This is a genomic window from Kouleothrix sp. 19917, from assembly GCF_057073505.1.
Genome location: NZ_CP097100.1, coordinates 474,240 through 488,837 on the forward strand (window position 1 = coordinate 474,240; position 14,598 = coordinate 488,837).

At 61.4% G+C, this 14,598-nt stretch carries 16 protein-coding genes; 4 read left to right on the forward strand and 12 right to left on the reverse strand.

Annotation, left to right across the window (positions count from 1 at the left end; translation table 11 throughout):
- Positions 1-12 precede the first annotated feature (12 nt).
- From M1P90_RS37200 to M1P90_RS37220, 5 genes are all read right to left on the reverse strand, one after another.
- Complete coding sequence (locus tag M1P90_RS37200; protein ID WP_483705025.1) at positions 13-1,944, reverse strand: heavy metal translocating P-type ATPase; 1,932 nt, start codon at positions 1,942-1,944, stop codon at positions 13-15.
- Between the two features lie 53 nt (positions 1,945-1,997).
- Complete coding sequence (locus tag M1P90_RS37205; protein WP_483705027.1) at positions 1,998-2,213, reverse strand: heavy-metal-associated domain-containing protein; 216 nt, start codon at positions 2,211-2,213, stop codon at positions 1,998-2,000.
- Between the two features lie 148 nt (positions 2,214-2,361).
- Positions 2,362-3,114 carry a Crp/Fnr family transcriptional regulator gene (locus M1P90_RS37210; protein WP_483705029.1) on the reverse strand — a complete coding sequence of 251 codons (753 nt, stop codon included), beginning with the start codon at positions 3,112-3,114 and terminating at the stop codon, positions 2,362-2,364.
- A 4-nt stretch (positions 3,115-3,118) separates the two neighbouring features.
- Entirely contained in the window at positions 3,119-4,225 is a 1,107-nt protein-coding gene (locus tag M1P90_RS37215) for an Mrp/NBP35 family ATP-binding protein (RefSeq protein WP_483705030.1), read from the reverse strand.
- An 18-nt stretch (positions 4,226-4,243) separates the two neighbouring features.
- Positions 4,244-4,546 carry a metal-sulfur cluster assembly factor gene (locus tag M1P90_RS37220; RefSeq protein ID WP_483705032.1) on the reverse strand — a complete coding sequence of 101 codons (303 nt, stop codon included), beginning with the start codon at positions 4,544-4,546 and terminating at the stop codon, positions 4,244-4,246.
- 388 nt (positions 4,547-4,934) lie between these two features.
- Between M1P90_RS37220 and M1P90_RS37225 the strand changes: the two genes are divergently transcribed.
- Together M1P90_RS37225 and M1P90_RS37230 are read left to right on the forward strand one after the other, a co-directional pair.
- Complete coding sequence (locus tag M1P90_RS37225; protein ID WP_483705034.1) at positions 4,935-5,177, forward strand: hypothetical protein; 243 nt, start codon at positions 4,935-4,937, stop codon at positions 5,175-5,177.
- A 17-nt stretch (positions 5,178-5,194) separates the two neighbouring features.
- Positions 5,195-5,533: a hypothetical protein gene (locus M1P90_RS37230; RefSeq protein WP_483705036.1), complete on the forward strand. Its 339-nt coding sequence runs from the start codon at positions 5,195-5,197 to the stop codon at positions 5,531-5,533.
- A 561-nt stretch (positions 5,534-6,094) separates the two neighbouring features.
- Here the strand turns inward: M1P90_RS37230 and M1P90_RS37235 are convergent.
- From M1P90_RS37235 to M1P90_RS37265, 7 genes are all read right to left on the reverse strand, one after another.
- Positions 6,095-6,598 (reverse strand): HXXEE domain-containing protein, encoded by a 504-nt coding sequence (locus M1P90_RS37235; RefSeq protein WP_483705038.1) that lies wholly within the window; start codon positions 6,596-6,598, stop codon positions 6,095-6,097.
- Between the two features lie 365 nt (positions 6,599-6,963).
- The gene (locus M1P90_RS37240) at positions 6,964-7,368 is read right to left on the reverse strand and encodes a hypothetical protein (RefSeq protein ID WP_483705040.1); all 405 of its coding nucleotides are present in this window, start codon (positions 7,366-7,368) and stop codon (positions 6,964-6,966) included.
- Between the two features lie 69 nt (positions 7,369-7,437).
- On the reverse strand, positions 7,438-8,232 hold the full coding sequence (locus tag M1P90_RS37245; protein ID WP_483705042.1) for an SDR family oxidoreductase: 795 nt from the start codon (positions 8,230-8,232) through the stop codon (positions 7,438-7,440).
- 187 nt (positions 8,233-8,419) lie between these two features.
- Entirely contained in the window at positions 8,420-8,929 is a 510-nt protein-coding gene (locus M1P90_RS37250; RefSeq protein WP_483705044.1) for a nitroreductase/quinone reductase family protein, read from the reverse strand.
- On the reverse strand, positions 8,926-9,207 hold the full coding sequence (locus tag M1P90_RS37255; RefSeq protein WP_483705046.1) for a hypothetical protein: 282 nt from the start codon (positions 9,205-9,207) through the stop codon (positions 8,926-8,928). The genes M1P90_RS37250 and M1P90_RS37255 overlap by 4 nt, the downstream gene beginning before the upstream one ends.
- Positions 9,208-9,538: 331 nt before the next feature.
- The gene (locus tag M1P90_RS37260) at positions 9,539-11,305 is read right to left on the reverse strand and encodes a LuxR C-terminal-related transcriptional regulator (RefSeq protein WP_483705048.1); all 1,767 of its coding nucleotides are present in this window, start codon (positions 11,303-11,305) and stop codon (positions 9,539-9,541) included.
- 193 nt (positions 11,306-11,498) lie between these two features.
- Positions 11,499-12,476 (reverse strand): winged helix-turn-helix domain-containing protein, encoded by a 978-nt coding sequence (locus tag M1P90_RS37265; protein WP_483705050.1) that lies wholly within the window; start codon positions 12,474-12,476, stop codon positions 11,499-11,501.
- A 752-nt stretch (positions 12,477-13,228) separates the two neighbouring features.
- On the opposite strand from M1P90_RS37265, the gene M1P90_RS37270 reads away from it, so the two are divergent.
- Positions 13,229-13,918: a hypothetical protein gene (locus tag M1P90_RS37270; RefSeq protein ID WP_483705052.1), complete on the forward strand. Its 690-nt coding sequence runs from the start codon at positions 13,229-13,231 to the stop codon at positions 13,916-13,918.
- The gene (locus tag M1P90_RS37275; RefSeq protein ID WP_483705054.1) at positions 13,908-14,573 is read left to right on the forward strand and encodes a DUF6036 family nucleotidyltransferase; all 666 of its coding nucleotides are present in this window, start codon (positions 13,908-13,910) and stop codon (positions 14,571-14,573) included. Before M1P90_RS37270 ends, M1P90_RS37275 begins: the two co-directional genes overlap by 11 nt.
- The last annotated feature ends 25 nt before the right edge of the window (positions 14,574-14,598 follow it).

The window sequence follows — 14,598 nt, forward strand, 5'->3', positions numbered from 1 at the left end:
CGCAAGCGCATCTCACGCCCGCAGTAACCGCATCGCATTCGCGATCACCACCAGCACCGACAGCTCGTGGATGAGCATTCCGCTGGCCATGTGCACCTGGCCGAGCAGCACGCCAGGCAGCAGGCCTGCCACCACCAGCAGGGCGATCGCAACATTCTGCCGGATCGTCCGCAGTGTCGCCCTGGAGAGCTTGATCGCCTCGGCGATCTTCAGCAGATCGTCGGTCATCAGTGCGATGTCAGCGGTCTCGATCGCCACGTCCGTACCCGCCGCGCCCATGGCGATGCCGATGTCCGCTGCCGCTAGCGCCAGCGCGTCGTTGATACCATCACCGGCCATCGCAACGACGTGGCCATCACCCTGCAGCCGGCGGATCGCCGCGAGCTTGTCGTCGGGCAGCAGCCCGGCGCACACCTCGCGGACACCAGCCTCGGCGGCGATCGCCTCCGCGGCGCGTGGGTCGTCGCCCGTCAGCATGACAATGCGCGACACTCCGCTCGCACGCAGCCGCTCGATCAGCGCCGGCGCCGCCACGCGCATCTGGTCGGCGACCGCCACGATACCCAAAGCGATGCCGTCGAGCGCGACCAGCATGGCGGTCTTGCCGGCCGACCGCAGCCGGGCGAGGTGCGTCAGCGCCGCCGCGCCAGGCTCAACCCCTAGCTCGGCCATCAGATCGACTGTCCCGACAGCGACCTCGTGCCCCTGAAAGATCGCGCGGACACCGCGCCCAGGGTATGGCTCGAACGCGTCGGCGTGCGGAACGTCGCCGAGCGCCGCGGCTTCAGCCAGGATCGGGCGCGCCAGCGGGTGCTCGGATCCGAACTCGGCGATCGCGGCCCAGTGCAGCACCTCGCCTTCGGCCTCGGACCAGCGCGCGGACGGCGCTGTGGCTAGCTCGGCACGGTCGTCGAGCATTCCTGCCGGCGCCAGCGCCGGCTGGAGCGCGATCACATCAGTCAGCTGCGGCTTGCCGATCGTCAGCGTGCCAGTCTTGTCCAGCGCCACGGCCGAGATCGCGCCAGCCCGCTCCAGGAACGCGCCGCCCTTGATCAATATCCCGCGCCGCGCGGCGCGGCCGATGCCCGCCACCACCGCCACTGGCGTCGCCAGCACCAGCGCGCCGGGGCAGCCGATCACCAGCAGCGTCAGCGCTAGCTCGATATCGCGCGTGACCAGGAAGGCGACCGCGCTCAATCCGATGATCGCCGGCGTGTACCAGCGCGCGAACCGCTCAATGAAGCGCTGTGTCGGCGCCTGGGCTTCCTGGGCCTCCTCGACACGCCGGACGATCCACGCCAGCGTGGTGTCGGCGCCGACGCCGGTGGCGCGCACGCGCAGCAGGCCATCCTGGCTGACGGTGCCGGCGAACACCTGGTCGCCCGCCCGCTTCTCGGCCGGCATCGACTCGCCAGTGATCGCGCTCTCGTCCACCGCCGCGCGTCCTTCGATGACCTCGCCATCTACCGGCAGCTTCGCGCCCGGCTTGACCAGCACCGTCTCGCCGACCAGCACCTCGCTGGCCGCGACCTCGACTTGCCGGCCATCGCGCAGGACGATCGCGGTGAGCGGCGCCTGCTCCAGCAGATCCTGCAGGGCGCGGCGCGTCTTCTGCAGCGTGCGGGTCTCCAGGTAGGCGCCCAGCATAAACAGGAATGTGACCGCCGCGGCCTCCCAGAACTCGCCGATCGCGATCGCGCCCACGGCCGCGATCGTCACCAGCAGCTCGATGCCAATATACCGGCTGCGTAGCGCGCTCCATGCGCGCATTGCAATATCCGAGCCGGCCATCAGCGCCGCGGCCACCATCAGGCCGGCGCCGAGCGTGGATAGCTCGGCAAGGTAGTCTGCCGCCAGTGCCGCTAGAATGAGCGCCCCGCTGGCGGCGGTGAGTGCCTGGCGGCGGCGAAGCGGATCGGTGATCCATGACGTGTTGAATAGCATTGCTCTGCCTCATTTCAGGTTTCTGTATGTATCTGGCGCTCCACCGCAGCGATCTAGAACGCCGTGACGGTCGCGTTGTACCCCGCATCACGGATGGTTTTGACGAGCACGTCGGTACTCACTCGATCCGGGTTGTACTCGACCTCGATACGGCCGGTTGTGAAATGCACCCTGGCGTTCGTCACGCCGTCGAGCGATTTTAGGGACTTCTCGATTTTGGCGATGCAGGATGGGCAGGACAGCTCGGAGCTGCGAAGTATGGTTTTCATCTCAAACCTCCATTCTTGTAGTTTCTGCCCATACTCTAGCGGAACCGGCGCTGCTTTTGAATGATCCAGCGCAATTAGCGGCACAAAAAAGCCCTTGACCTGGGAGCACACCAGATCAAGGGTATCGTGAAAGCTCTATCGCGCCAGTTCAGCTGGTCTCCTCGCCCGTGAGCGCCGCGAGCCGGTCATCATCGGTGATCGCGACCCACTGCCGGCCGCTGCGGATAACCCCCTCCGCGCGCAGCTTGCTCATGATCCTGCTGACGGTCTCGACCGTCGCGCCGGTCATCGCCGCCAGATCCTCGCGCGAGAGTGGCATCTGGATCAGCAGCGCGCCGTCGTGCGGCTCGCCCAGCTTGCGCGCCAGCGCGAGCAGCGCCGCGGCGACGCGGCTCGCGGCCGGCTCAGCGCTCAATTGCCGGATCTGCTCGTGCGCGGCCTGTAGCCGCGCGGCCACGATGTCGAGCGCCGCCAGTGCGACGGCGGGATAGCCCCGCAGGATGGTCTGGAAATCCTCGGCGGCGATCTCCAGGACGCAACTGGGCGTGAGGGCCTGCGCGGTGTCGGGGTATTCGGGATCGCCGAGCGCCGAGAGCGCGCCGAAGAGCTCGCCCGGCGCCAGGATGTCGAGCACGACATCCTGGCCGGCCAGGGTGTGTCGCGCGACCTTGACCTTGCCAACCGCGACGACGTAGAGTCGCGCGGCGCTGTCGCCGGCCATGTAGATCGTCTCGCCGGCGGCGTAGCCGCGCTCGCGAAAGCGCACATTGATCGCCGCGATATCCTCGGCGACGCCAGAGAAAAAGGGGACACGCCGAAGAATGTCCAATCGCAGATCGACTGAACACATATGCGGCGCGATCGGCTCCGGCTCAAGCGGAATGCGCCTGCGGCTCGTCACGATCTTAACTCCAATCGCTGGGCGGGCCACTGGTATTTGGATGGCCGGACGGCTGCGACACAGCCTCCAGGACCACGGCGGTCAGGCGCTCGAATGCGGCGGCCTGGGGCGTATCGCGCACGGCAGCCGCGGGCCGGCCGCTGTCGCCACCCACCCGGATCGCTGGGATAATTGGCAGCGTCCCGAGCAGCGGGACGCCAAGCCGCGCGGCCGCCTGCTCGGCGCCGCCGGACCCGAAGATCGGCTCGGCGTGGCCGCAGCACGGGCAGAGAAACGTGCTCATATTTTCGACCATCCCCAGGATCGGCACGCCTAGCTTCTGGAACATCGCCACGCCGCGCAGCGCGTCGTCCAGCGCCACGTCCTGCGGCGTCGAGACCACGATCGCGCCATCGAGCGCAATGCGCTGCGCCAGGCTCAGCGGCGCATCGCCGGTGCCCGGCGGCAGATCGACGATCAGATAGTCGAGCGCGCCCCACGCGACCTGATCGAGGAACTGCGCCAGCAGCTTCCCGATCATCGGGCCGCGCCAGACCACCGCCTGGTCGTGCTGCGCGATCAGCGCCAGTGACATGACGCGCACGCCCCAGCCTACTGCGGGGATCAGCCGCTGCCCTTCGGGCGGCGGCAGGCTGGTGACGCTGAGCATGCGCGGCACATTCGGTCCGTAGATGTCGGCGTCCAGCACGCCAACCTGTAGATTCCGCTGCGCCAGTGCCACCGCCAGGTTGACCGCCACGGTCGTCTTCCCCACGCCGCCTTTTCCACTCCCGACCGCGATGACGCGCTCGACGCCGGGAATACGGTGCCGTTCCGGCAGCGTCCCACGTGCGGCTGGGCGGCGGGCAGCCGCGCCGGGGGTTGTCAACTCGTAGCTCACATCGCGCACGCCGGGCAGTGCCCGCACGGCCTCTACGGATGCGGCAGCAATCGCCTGCTGGCGCTCGTCGTCCAGGTGGGCAATCGCCAGGATCAGCTTGACCAGCCCATCGCACGCGGCCACATGCGGCACCAACCCGAACGACACAATATCGCGGCTGCGGCCAGGATAGCGCACCTGGCGCAGCGCGGCCAGCACCGCCTCGCGATCTGCGCTGAGATCGGTTGTCATGATCGCACTCGCTTTCGTCTATGCCCACCCCAGCTCACGCTTCCCCGCGTCGGTGATCATCAGCGGCGTCCAGGGCGGATCCCAGACCAACTCGACCTCCGAGCGGGCGACGCCGGGCACGCGCAACAGCGCGCGCTGGACCGCCTGGCCGATCGTGTCGTGCAGCGGGCAGCCCGGCGTAGTGAGCGTCATCTCGACATGGACGCAGTCGTCGCGCTGCGCCACGCCGTAGATTAGCCCCAGATCGACAACGTTGATCCCGACCTCGGGGTCGTAGACCTGGCGCAGCGCCGCCAATAGTTCATCTTCGCCGGCCATCATGCATCTCCATTAGGCAGCTCACCCCTCGGTGCGGCTTGCGCGCGAGAGGGACAGCTGCCGCACTACAGATCAACGCCACAGTGCAAAAATCGACAACCTTGCAGTTTTACAAGTGGTTCCATGCTCAGCTTAGCATAGACGGACGCTCGGATCGTTGATCCAGATCAATGATGCTCGCTGATCGCTGGTACTGAACCGCTGCGGCGCCGGCAGGAGGAGCGCCTGCTCTATTTGCTGGCAGCCGGCGCTGATGAGTAAGGCTCCCGTCACTCCGGCTTCATCCTGGAGTCAGGGTGATGGACTAGAGTGCTGTTAGCAGTCCAGATTGATTCTGGGTGGATTGTAGAGATCAGTAGAACCAGGCTGCTTGACGCAGAAAGGAGCCGCTATGTATCGCTCTGTTATTGTTCCGCTTGACTACTCGGCCGCCGATGAGTATGTGCTGCCCATAGCAGTCCAGGTCGCCCGTGGTTTGGATGCCATATTGCGTCTACTCTACATACCAAAACCAGAAGCTGCCCGCACGCTGGAAGGCGGAACATCGCTCGACGTCGCTCTACCGTCCCCAGCACGCGTCCGCAGGGCTACCTGGAACAGATTCGCCATCGGCTCGCGGCGGGATCGGATCTGACGATCACTGCTGATGTTTTGCATGGGCCAAATGGCCACGCGAACGCCACCCGCCCGGACGTCACCGACCTGGATCTGGTGGTGCTGGCAAATCACCGCCACAATGGACCGGTGCGCTTCTGGCTCGGCGACATCACCGATGCGCTCGTCTATTGGCGGCCGGCGCCGACTCTGGTGCTACGCTCAGGCGATGCAACGCCGGACGACGTTGAGCCTCACCCTGGATTCCAGCGCATGCTGCTCCTGCTCGATGGTTCTGCTTTGGCGGAACAGATCCTTGTGGCGGCAGTCGCGCTCGGGAAGGCCGTGGGGCCGAGTATACACTACTGCACCTCGTTGATCCCTACAACTTCGTGAGCGGCGAGCCGGTCCCATACACCTCCAGGCTCTCCGATCTGACGATAGCGCACATGCAGGCCGAAGCACAGGACTACCTCGACGCTATCGCGCTGCTGATGCGCGCCGAGAGGCTTCAGGTGCAGTCGCGCGTCATTGTTGCAGGTGACGCATCGCAATAAGGCAGGTGGCCCGCGGAGTGTCGTGAGACCAATAAACTGGCTCTTGCGCAAAGATCGTGCGATACCCCTGTAGCTGATATTTGGCACCTCATTGTATTGAGGAATAACAAACCGCTGCACGAAAGATGCGCAAGAACCCGTTCTTGGGTCTCATGTCACCAGTTCCCATTTCATGCTCCTGCCTCCTGTGCTGCACGAATATCCAGCCTCGATTCTACCGCAGCCAGGAAAAGAGGATTATGAGTGGATGTCAAACTATAACCCTTGACAGAAGTGGACTGTCTTTGGCATGTCCGCGTGATGGAAATGTTCGGCCGCGCGTGTGCTTGCGTTACGGAAACGTTTGCTGTAGCTGAGACGAGCGTACGGAAGCCACCACGTTCGCGGATGACATCTTGGATTACTCCTTGAGGATTTTGTAAAGCAACGCATGTACGGCTGGCAGTAACGACAGACAGCTCAGCGCGATCAGTGCTGTCGTCCAATTCAAATCTGTGAGACCTTCCTTGGCGAGTTCCTTCCGCGCCCAAAGCCAGAAGGGGATCACGATGGTCGGTGCGGTGGCTACGCCTGAAGTATACTGTCGGAACGCGGCCGTGAGTGCCAGATGCCCGAAGCCATGGATCCCAAACGCGAGCAATGCAGCACGAAAAAAGGGCGCTCTGCCCTCGCTTCTCACCCCAAGGACTGCCGCCGTACTCATGACCAATGCCATGAACCCGATGCCTATGCGCACATGCTTCTGCGACATACCAGCGCGCCGCAAGCCTGCCGGAATAGGTGCATTCTTCGGCAGCTTGCCAGAGATCGCCTTGCTGGTCGCACTCATGGTCCACACCTCTTCGAGATCATGAATCGCCCACGCTGCGAGGAGACCGAGACCGACTTTGGTTGTGCGTTTCATCGTTCTCCTTCTCAAGCACGTCACAGGCCAGCGTACCCTCTGCTGGTCTAGATTTCTTCAAAATGATAGTGCAAGGCATCAGGAAGCCATGCACCGTCTCTTAGAACAAGCGTGTGTCATTACAGGGTGCCATCTCATCGATACGTCCAATTATACTCCGCATGTGCGATAAGACAGGATTTCCTACAGTCACGCCTACGGGCAAGGGTCAGGCGGCCCAACCGGGATGTGTGCAGACGCTGCGGCAGAGAGCCATGCAATCGCGCTCATGGACGCTTTTATGGGATGAGCCTTTAGCTTAACGCAAATGCATCAAGGGTTTGTCGATTTTTTGTGCCAGAATCCCTTGAATTTCTGGTACTCTGTCACGCGGGATGCGATGCGAGGAGATCCCTCGATGCCCACCAGCCTGCTAGTAGCAAGGCAATTGCCAACACGTAATACAAGAAGATATTGACGATGCTGACAGAAGACGGATTCGTGATGACATCTTCAATAACATGGTTCGTCGCGTGGCATAGGCTACCGATGCCCACCAACGTGATCATGATATGGTGACGCGCAGGATTCCGCACCGCCCAGAGAAGCATCAGACCCAATACGAGTAAAAAACTCCCAGCATCTCCCACATAATGTCGATTGTATGGCGGGTAGTTACCCAGGTGCTCGAAAAACCATTGTGGAACTAACAGCATCAAAAACGCCCCCACGCCATAAGATACGCCGACACTCAATGCGAGTACACGTACAAACGTTTGTTTCCAGTACATCGTTATTTCCCTTCATCCGCTTGGTGTCTCAGTTGGGTGAAAATACGACGGGCAGGGCTGCCTATGCTCTTATAGAGCTTCCTGTAGCTGGCCGTATGTGCGTTCCACCCACTCGGTCCAGGTGACCCTGCCTACAACCTGTGCTGGCGCAGTGTTCATACCGCGTCGATAAGCGTTTGCCGTTGCTCCCCACACTGGTAGATGGGTGATTGCTTTTCGTATCTGACGGGTCTTTAGCCAGGTACGCGCCATGTCGCCGAGTCGTAGTAGATCTGGCCCTGCCATATCCGGTACGCGCCCTTTCGCACCTTCTTCACCAAGTTGAATCAGGTGTGCAGCGACCTCGCCTGAATCAGTGGGCTGACCTTGAAAATCAGTTGGCAGGAGCAGGAACGGTAGATGATTAGCTGCTCTGAGTATCATATCTACGAGGGAATGGAACTGCGTAGCACGCAAAATAGTGTAGGGCACTCCCGACGACTCAATCAATCGTTCCGCTGCGATCTTGCTTTTGTAGTAACCCATTTTCGGGAAATGCTCAATCCCGACAATGGAGATGTACACGAAATTCTTAATCTGTTCCCTGCGCGCCGCTTCAAGCAAGCGTCGCGTTCCCTCCACGTCCACAGTGTGGATATGGATGGGGTTCGTGGCAAGATGCAAAATCGTCTGTGTGCCCCTCACCGCCTCGGCTAGTCCGTTCCCACTGCTCAGATCGGCCTGTGCCCATTCGAGACGGGCGTCGAGATTTTCGGGACGGCTACGCCGACTCATGATACGCACCCTATTTCGATCCAGATTTATATGGGTGACCACTTCGTGTCCTAACCCGCCGGTCCCTCCGGTGATGAGTATGTAAGCCATGATAGGTCCTTCCTCTTTTGCTCCTTTGATCCCTGGGTTACGGAGACTTGTAACAACTCAGCCTTGCATGAACCTGAGTTTTCACTATAAAGATGGCAAGCTGGCTCGCGCCGCTCGCTCCCCCTGACTACCGATCTCGTTCGTCAAAGTTCATCAGGTCTCATCGTATTCTCTCCAACCAGGCGTCTTATTCCGCGCTGTCTGGAACAATTCGGAAGACCGGAAAAGACGACGCTACCGCTTCGAACGCCTCGACCGGGGCATCCTTGTCCGCGGGGATATGGGGGCGCGCACCGGGCGCGCGCCGCAAGTAGGCTTTCAGGATGGGCGCGCGCTGATCGACCGGCACCTCTTCGAGTTGAACCGCTGTGCGGCCCTTTCGTCGAATAAACGCCCGTCCGTGGGCGGCCCGGACGTTTTGAACCCATTGCGCTCCATTCCCCAGCATGGAGACCAGGTACTGCTGCCCGTCGACAAGCGCCATCGCCACCGGCAGCGCGATAAGCCGCCCTGACTTCCGTCCCGTCACTTCCAGGGTCACCATGTAGCTTGGGGCGATGCCCGACGAGTGGATCGCGGCAAAAAAGCTGTTGATCAGCCGTCCGATCCGACTGGGGCGCTGCCCACGATAGAACCGACGATGCGTGATGTTATTTACCTTGTCCAACACCATCCATACCTCCATGTTCATCGTCATTCCCTAAACGCGATGGGCTGACCGCACAACGGACAACGTCTACCGGCGTGAAGCTGGTCGAGCAGCGCCACCAGGAGCAGGGGCAGACCCAGACCATTAAGCCTATCCAGCACACCGTGCAGGGCCGCCTGGTCGGCTACCGTACCGCGTAGAACCGTCTCGCCATCGTCTTGCGAGGTCAGGACGAAACCCTCGAACCAGTCTGCCCATTTGGAATCCAGGTTGCCCTTCACCCTGATGTGGTACATGCTTCCTTCGATATGCTTCTCGTCAGGCATTTAGCGCAGCTCCAGGTATCGAAATCTATCAGATGTGACTTGCCTTGCAGAACGTCCCCAAGGTTTCCATTGGGATACAGCGCCAGACACGCCGGCAAAGCCAGACCAATCAGCCTGCCGAATACAATGGCGGCCCACTTGATGAATCGTTTCATGCGTACACTCCTCGCCTGAAACTTCAGGAGCCGGCTTACCACGCAATAACGGATACCATTCTATGGACTTGAACCGCGAGACACTATTCCCCAAATGGGGAATCTAGGGGATAGAAAAGGGATATAGCAGGCGAATTACGGTGGAAATCGCCAGATGCGTGTGCAGGAGAGAATGACTACAGTAGCTTCAATTCGTGGCCGCGCCTGACTGTCTGCATCCGGCCATGGACGTCGAGCTTCCTGCCGATATTCTTCAGGTGCTGTTTGACCGTGCCTGGGGAGACGACCAGCCTGTCAGCAATTTCCTTGTTCGAGAGGCCCTCGGCAAGCAAACGCAAGACTTCCAACTCGCGCGCGGTGAGCGGATCGATCGTTGTTTCGGCGGGGGAAGGCGGAAGCGGAATTGTCTGCGCTCCGCTCGCCTGCTGGAAACGCTTCAGAAGGGCGCTTGCCGTCGGCCCGACGCCAGAACTGCACGCGCTTGTTTGCTCCAATAAGTTGCGGAAGGGTTGCCCCAGGTCAAGAAAGACACGCAAATACCCTTCTGGACGGGCCAGGGAAATCGCCTGGGACAGGACTGCCTCCGCCTCGGCGCTCACCCCTTGAGCGTCCAGCGCCAGGGCTTGCAAGCTGAGGATTTCAATCAGGCGGCCAGTGCGCCCTCCCGTCTCTGCCAGTAAACGCTGCCGGGCCAGTAAGTCTTGTGTGTCTGCCGCGCGCCCCTGGGCCAACCACAGCCGCGCCAACGCGATTGTTTCCTGTTCTGAGCCGCCGGAGCACGCCTTGGCGCAGCGGCTCGCCATCGCCACGTCCCCCGCCGCCAACCACTGGACAACCCGCGCTGCCCTGAACTCGATCATCAATGCCAGTTGGAAGGGATAGGTCTGCACAGCCTGTTCGGCTTTGTGCAGAGCGCTCATGGCCCCCTCCACGTCGCCCTGCGCCTGGAGGACCCGCATCAACGCGAGGTCGCCAATCAGGTTGTACCCACCCAATCGCCTGCGATACGCGATCCCGGTTACGGCGTGGTCGTGGGCTTCATCGAGCTGATTCCGCTCCCGCAGTAAATCAGCCAGGCCGAACTCGTAGGAACAGCGAAAACGCGAATCCAGGCCATTGCGCTCCGCCAGCCATTGACGCGCCCTGTCATACAGCGCCTCCGCCTGGTGAAGTTGCCCCTGGACTTTCTTGATGGCTGCCAGGTCGCACAGCGTCGGTACGATCATCATCAGCTGGTCCACCTTCTCGCCAACCCTGAGCAGATCCGCTAATGCCTGACTGGCGCTGTCCATGTCGTCCGTGGCGAAGTAGGCATCTGCCAGGGTGTAAGCCGCCATACCCCGCGCGACCGGGTATTCCTCTCCAGGAAGCTGCTTCCTGGCGCGATCTGCCATCGTGATGGCGTGCGCCGCGTCCCCACGCAAATTGGCAGCATAGGCGCGGACGGCGGCGATGTGGCTCAGAATCGCTGCGGCGCGCGGGGAATTCGGCTCGATCCGCTTTTCTACATCCACAAGAATCGGCTCGACGTTGTCCACTTGAAGGTTCAATGCCAGCATACTGGCGCGATAGACATCGATCCAGGGGCGGCTGCGCTTGATCTCGTCGGGCAGATTCTCGATCCAACCCAGGATGAGCGGGGCCTTGCTGCGGGAAAACAGGTGGATCAACCCGGCGATATGCTCGTCAATGATGGCGGCGGCCTGCTCGAAATCCGACGCCGCCATGAGATGGGTCATCGCCTCGGCTGGCAATTCCTGGTCACGGTACCACTGACCGGCGCAGCGGTGCAGTTCGCGGATTTGTTCGGTTGACCGGCGCTGTCTCAGCACGCTCTGGAGCAAATCGGCGAACAGGTGATGATAGCGATACCAGCGCCGCTCGTCGTCGAGCGGGATCACAAACAGATTCGCTCGCTCCAATTGTGCTGTGATGAGCCCCATGATCTAGTCAATTCATCATGTTAGCCTTTTGTTTCCTCAGCGCGGCCACGACGCCGTACAGCAGACCGAGTCAAGACCGCCTATGGAAGGCTCAGGGACCGAAAACCGGATTGGCAGGCGAGATCGGTACTGACCAACTCTTGTTACGTCTTGACCGGACTGCTACGCTCGCGTCCCCGCGCTGAGAAAAGGCTCACATTTGATTCTGTACAGTTTTTGGGGAGCAGGACAGTGCCAGCATGGATTGGCTGTCTTGCTCCGCCGCTCCACCCGAACGCACGGCGTCGCACAACCCACCGCACATCCGTTGGAGGATGGAGGTTTCAATCAAGAAATCCTGGACGGCAGGCGGCTGGCGATTGAGTACTTCTTCCGTGAGGTAGTCCAGAACGAAACGGCTGGTGCCGCCAAACGCCTCAAGGAACACGCCAAGATCCCCATCCTGCTTATGGCCCCGCGCCGAGATAGCCGCCATTTGCATTCCCGCGATCCAGCCCTCAGTACGGACCTGGATCGTGGCAACTGCTTCGGCAGACAAGTCCAGTTCCATCACCTCGTTGAGAAATTTGCCTATCTCATCTGCTGTAAACAGCAGATCGTGATCCCGGATTTCGATCAACTGACCACGAACCCGCCACTGGGCAAGCGGCCACGGTGGATCCACGCGCGTGGTCAGTACCATGTGCATCTGAGGCGGCTGATGCTTGACCAGGCATCCAAGCGCTTGGTGGATCCAATCGCTGTGGATGACATGATAATCGTCCAGCACAAGGATAAAAGGCGACGTGTTGGCTGCTATATCATTGATCAACCCGGTGATCAGAACCTCAGCCGGTGGAATCTCTGCGGCTTCCAACGCACCCAGATCGGTGTGGCTGGCTGTTATTCCCTGCTGTCTTAACGCCTCAACCAGATAGCTAAAGAATAGCCAGGGGTCGTTGTCATTCTCGTCAAGCGAAAGCCATGCAGAAGGTCGTTCTTGTTGATGCAGCCACTCGCTCACCAGTGTGGTCTTGCCTGAACCGGCTCTGGCCGAGATGAGGGTCAGGCGGTACCGCAGGCGCAAAGCATCCTCCATCCGGGCCATCAGGCGTGGCCGAAAGACCAGATTGGGGCGCTGTGGCGGGATATGAAACTTCGTCTTCAGAAGGGGCGCGCTTTCCCTGTTCATCCTGGTTGCCGTTTATTCCATGCCTTGCCCATGAGGAGCAAACAAAGCCGGGTTTTCCGGGGAAAAAGGCGGTCTGTCAGAGAGCATCGAACCCTGGGAAAACCACAACAGAGATTGTAGCACTTTTGCGCGCCATACGTTGTGTTGTGCCGTGCAACCGCCTTCGTGACTTCCCGGACGGAGCGCCAGCGCTTTTGCCGCTTTGGGGCAGTGGGAACGGGCCAAAGAATCGAGGGGTGCGCTAAACATAAGGAGGAAGATTCCGAGGCGCGCTCAACATAAGGGACGCGTTGACGCCGGTGTGGCTGTGCATGCACAACAAAGTTGACTCCTCAAACAATAAAGTCGTCACTCCGCATCACAACGCCTAAAAACGCGGACAATGGTTGTCGTTTCGGCCCTTTGAGGTGCCAACTTTATCATCCCGGTTGCGCTCAATTGTGCGTGCTGATGCACTATAGACGCGCTGTTCGTAGGAGCAGCTCGGATGCCAGCTTTATGAACATGCACAGTGGCACTGGTCCGTGCCCCACCAGCTCCACGTGACGGACATGGCCCCGATCTCCGTCACGCGGCGTGGCGCAACCCGGCCAGCGTGTCGGACATGGTGCGCTGCGTCGCCCACCAACCGCTCCGCTTGACGTGTCGGACATGGTGCAGTACAATCCGCAGTGGGCAACCATGTGGCCACATCCACACACCTGTACTGCCTGAGCGAACCGCAGCAGCACGTGACGAGGAGATTCCACGGTATGCGCTATGATGTGATCGTCGGACTGCGACCCGTCGTCGACGCGCTCAAGTTGCTCGGCGTGCGTCACATGCTCAGTGGCCCGATCGCCACGGGCATCCACGGCATCGGGCGCCTTCCGCTCGATGTCGAAATCGTGGCGGCGCTCTTGGACGACCAGGCGCACGCACTCGACACGGCGCTCGCTCCCGACTATGTGCGGATTGCCCCCGCCAGGCTGCTTCGCTGCGATATCCAGATGCCGATCACGGTGCGCCAGGCGCGGCCGAATGGGCCAGCACGCGTGGCGTTCGGACGTGCGTGGATGGTGGTGCTCGACCAGGTGACCAACTTCACTGCGGCGGTTGCCTCACCTGAAGATACAGTCCTCGACCTGTTGCCGGCGCTCGCGGCGCGACCCACCCCTGGATCGCAACTTTGGTATGATGTGCAATCAGTGTTGAAGGTGCAGGGCGCTGCGCTCGACCTGGACTATCTCCTAGCTACGACAGAGGCGGCGGGATTGGGAATGGTGCTCCAGACCCTGCTGAGCCAACGGGACACGATCCCGCTGTCCTGGGATTGCCCGCTCGATGCCGAGGCGCGCTGGCTGGCCCATGTCCGGCGCTTGACGCCGAGCGAGCGTTTCACCCTGGATCGCTACGACATGGCCGAGGCGCACACGCTGGTTGCAGGTGGCTATGGATCGTGAGATACAGACCACGTTGCGCGTTGCGGCGGCGGCCGTGCGTATCTTCGACGACCTCGGCATCCCGCTGGTCGTCGTCGGCTCGGTGGCCGGTATTGTCCACCAGCACACCCGACGGACGCATGACATTGATCTCCTGGCTGATGTGCAACCGGCGCATGTGCGGCGGCTGGCGCAGGCGCTCGCCCTAGAGTGGGATGTGCAGGACGAGGTCATCCAGGAAGCGCTGGACAAGGCGCAGCGGTTTCACAGCGATCCCGATTTCGATCGGCGCTGGCGACCGAGCTTTAACGTTGGCCATCGTGCCACGGGACGCCGCCTCGACGTGTTCATCCCGATTGGTGATCGCTACGAGCGGGTGCAGCTGCAGCGGCGTATCCGGGCGGATCTACCAAGTGGCCCGCTCTGGGTGGTGAGCATTGAGGATGCGCTGCTGGCAAAAGCGCAGTGGGCGCACATCAATGGCGAATTCTCGCCGCACCAGTGGGAGGACGCGCAGGCGTTGGTGCGGCTCCATCGGTCAGTGCTCAACCTGCGATACCTCCATACCTGGGCCGAACACCTCGGCGTCGAAGATCTTCTGGATGCCATCCTGCGTGGTGAGCGCCCTGGCCCACCGCCAGCCGACGACGATGCTGAGCAGCTACGGATGTTCTGACGACCGCACCTCTGGAAGAGAAGGA

Excerpts from the sequence above, each read along its gene's own strand:
- M1P90_RS37200 (WP_483705025.1), bottom strand. The coding sequence starts at position 1,944 with ATGCTATTCAACACGTCATGGATCACCGATCCGCTTCGCCGCCGCCAG.
- M1P90_RS37205 (WP_483705027.1), bottom strand. The coding sequence starts at position 2,213 with ATGAAAACCATACTTCGCAGCTCCGAGCTGTCCTGCCCATCCTGCATC.
- M1P90_RS37215 (WP_483705030.1), bottom strand. The coding sequence starts at position 4,225 with ATGACAACCGATCTCAGCGCAGATCGCGAGGCGGTGCTGGCCGCGCTG.
- M1P90_RS37220 (WP_483705032.1), bottom strand. The coding sequence starts at position 4,546 with ATGATGGCCGGCGAAGATGAACTATTGGCGGCGCTGCGCCAGGTCTAC.
- M1P90_RS37225 (WP_483705034.1), top strand. The coding sequence starts at position 4,935 with ATGTATCGCTCTGTTATTGTTCCGCTTGACTACTCGGCCGCCGATGAG.
- M1P90_RS37235 (WP_483705038.1), bottom strand. The coding sequence starts at position 6,598 with ATGAAACGCACAACCAAAGTCGGTCTCGGTCTCCTCGCAGCGTGGGCG.
- M1P90_RS37240 (WP_483705040.1), bottom strand. The coding sequence starts at position 7,368 with ATGTACTGGAAACAAACGTTTGTACGTGTACTCGCATTGAGTGTCGGC.
- M1P90_RS37245 (WP_483705042.1), bottom strand. The coding sequence starts at position 8,232 with ATGGCTTACATACTCATCACCGGAGGGACCGGCGGGTTAGGACACGAA.
- M1P90_RS37250 (WP_483705044.1), bottom strand. The coding sequence starts at position 8,929 with ATGACGATGAACATGGAGGTATGGATGGTGTTGGACAAGGTAAATAAC.
- M1P90_RS37255 (WP_483705046.1), bottom strand. The coding sequence starts at position 9,207 with ATGCCTGACGAGAAGCATATCGAAGGAAGCATGTACCACATCAGGGTG.
- M1P90_RS37260 (WP_483705048.1), bottom strand. The coding sequence starts at position 11,305 with ATGGGGCTCATCACAGCACAATTGGAGCGAGCGAATCTGTTTGTGATC.
- M1P90_RS37265 (WP_483705050.1), bottom strand. The coding sequence starts at position 12,476 with ATGAACAGGGAAAGCGCGCCCCTTCTGAAGACGAAGTTTCATATCCCG.
- M1P90_RS37270 (WP_483705052.1), top strand. The coding sequence starts at position 13,229 with ATGCGCTATGATGTGATCGTCGGACTGCGACCCGTCGTCGACGCGCTC.
- M1P90_RS37275 (WP_483705054.1), top strand. The coding sequence starts at position 13,908 with ATGGATCGTGAGATACAGACCACGTTGCGCGTTGCGGCGGCGGCCGTG.